This is a genomic window from Algoriphagus sp., from assembly GCF_024642405.1.
Taxonomy (GTDB): domain Bacteria; phylum Bacteroidota; class Bacteroidia; order Cytophagales; family Cyclobacteriaceae; genus Algoriphagus.
Genome location: NZ_JAHEBC010000500.1, coordinates 1 through 2,164, shown reverse-complemented (window position 1 = coordinate 2,164; position 2,164 = coordinate 1). Strand labels below are relative to the sequence as shown.

At 37.8% G+C, this 2,164-nt stretch carries 2 protein-coding genes; one reads left to right on the top strand and one right to left on the bottom strand.

Annotated features, from left to right (window positions below; all coding sequences use genetic code 11):
* Window positions 1-1,248 (bottom strand): alpha/beta fold hydrolase (locus Q0L68_RS19845; protein WP_296705976.1); only part of this gene is annotated, 1,248 nt, incomplete at its 3' end.
* A gap of 381 nt (window positions 1,249-1,629) precedes the next feature.
* On the opposite strand from Q0L68_RS19845, the gene Q0L68_RS19840 reads away from it, so the two are divergent.
* Window positions 1,630-2,164: acyl-CoA dehydrogenase family protein (locus Q0L68_RS19840; protein ID WP_296705975.1), on the top strand; the 535-nt coding region annotated here is incomplete at its 3' end.

The following is a 2,164-nucleotide window of genomic DNA, read 5'->3' as shown; positions in this document are numbered from 1 at the left end:
AATATTTTCATTTCCACCCCTTTGTAAAGCAGTTTTTATAGCTTCCAGATTTTCTTTGGCTGGTACTTGAAGGTCCATAGACCCATTGATTGCCAAAACAGGACAACTTACTTTTTCTAATGTTGGGGCAGGATTATAAGTAATAAAATATTGCATCCAAGGGCTGGTCATTTGACTTAGCTGTGCATTTACAAAGTCTGACTCAGACATTCCACTTGGGATTTGGTTTTTAGGGAGACTTCGGAAAGTTTCAATCATAAGATCTGATAAATCCCGTTCAGGATTAGCTGAATTTTTGACAATGTCAAAAGCCTTTTTACTGATAACATCGTTTGCATCTAATTGATTTTCGCTCATTCCTGATGCCTTACCCAATAACCTTTGTTGTAATAAAAGCAATTGATCTCCTGGAATTCCTGTACCTGCCATCAATACGATAAAGGCAATGTCCTCAGATTTACCTGCCACCATCGGAGCGATAATTCCTCCCTCACTGTGACCCGCCAATCCAATTTTAGTTTGATCGATTTCTTTTCTTGTTTTCAAATATTGAACTGCTGCTTCCACATCAGTGGCTAAGTCAGCGCTTGTGGCAGCCCGAAAGTTACCGGTAGATTCTCCCGTGCCTCGATCATCAAATCTTAAAACAGCTATTCCATTCCGAGTAAAATAATCTGATAAAACCAAAAAAGGTTTATGTCCCATTAATTCTTCATCTCGGTTTTGTGGGCCACTCCCACTTATTAAGATTACTGAAGGAAAATTATTTCCCTCTTCAGGTAAAGTGAGAGTTCCAGCCAAAGTGATTTCGGCTTCTTTGTTTTGAAATGTCACGTCCTCCGATAGATACGGAAAGGGTTTTTTAGGCTCTTGGGGACGCTTAACCTCTTCTTTTTCAACTTCTCCTTTCGATAAATTCATCGGAAAGGATTGTCCTGCCTGTTGGAATACTCCGATAATTTTATCCCCCCCCTCCAAAGTACCTTCGTATTCAATTCTGGCATTTGTGATGGATATTTTCAAGGTGTTTTCTTGAAAACTCGTAGAGGTGACAGGAATCCCAAATGCTCCCTGGTCTGGACTATCCATTTTTGAAGCATATCCAGTCTCTGTTTTTTCAATGTGGAAAACAAGCCGAAGTTGAGCTCCTTGAACTTTTAGAATCCCGTTCCATTGGCCAGTAATTTCCTGTGCCTGAAGAGAAACTGTTATCAAAAAAGCAGTAATCAAAAGAGAAAAAGTTTTCATAGGGATTTGTATAGATTTCGTGGTTTAGATTTGGAATTGAAATTCATCTTTTTCCATACTATTAGCAAATATTAAAAGACCTGCTAATCGAGAGTTTGATAAGAAAGTCAATAAATGAAGAATAGAGGGTTCCTTGATATTCTTATAAAAGATTGATTCAAAGGAAAATATATCAGATTTTATTACAAACTAAAAAGAAATTTAAATTGGCCTTTTTTAATGTAGAGTTGAAAATCCTCTACTATTATGATATTGGCGATGAGAAAGAATGTTAAACATCTAAAAATCAAAAATTTCCTGTGGTTTGAACCGATTTGCGGAATCCAAACTTATTCCGAATCTTGGGGTTAATTCTAAGTATAAACCCAAGTAAAAAATTATATGAACTTTAAGGAAAGTGAAAACCAAAAAATGATCGCTGATATGATCAGGGATTTTGGTACCAAAGAAATTACCCCTTTTAGGAAAGAATGGGATGACAACCAATTTTTTCCAAAGGAGCTTTTTAAGAAACTTGGTGAGCTTGGTTTGATGGGGGTTTTAGTCCCTACAGATTTTGGAGGTTCAGGATTTGGTTATGACGAATATGTCACCGCAATTGTAGAGTTATCAAAATTGGATCCTTCGGTTGGACTATCCATGGCAGCCCATAATTCTCTCTGTACAGGTCATATTATGATGTTTGGGAATGAGGAGCAAAAGAAAAAATATCTTCCCAAACTGGCTACATGCGAATGGCTTGGAGCTTGGGGTTTGACCGAGCCAAATACAGGTTCAGATTCAGGTAATATGCGAACTGTCGCTGTGAAGGATGGAGATCATTGGGTAATTAATGGTGCTAAAAATTTCATTACCCATGGTGTGTCTGGTGATGTCGCAGTAGTAATCGCAAGAACAGGAGAAGTGGGAGATTCAC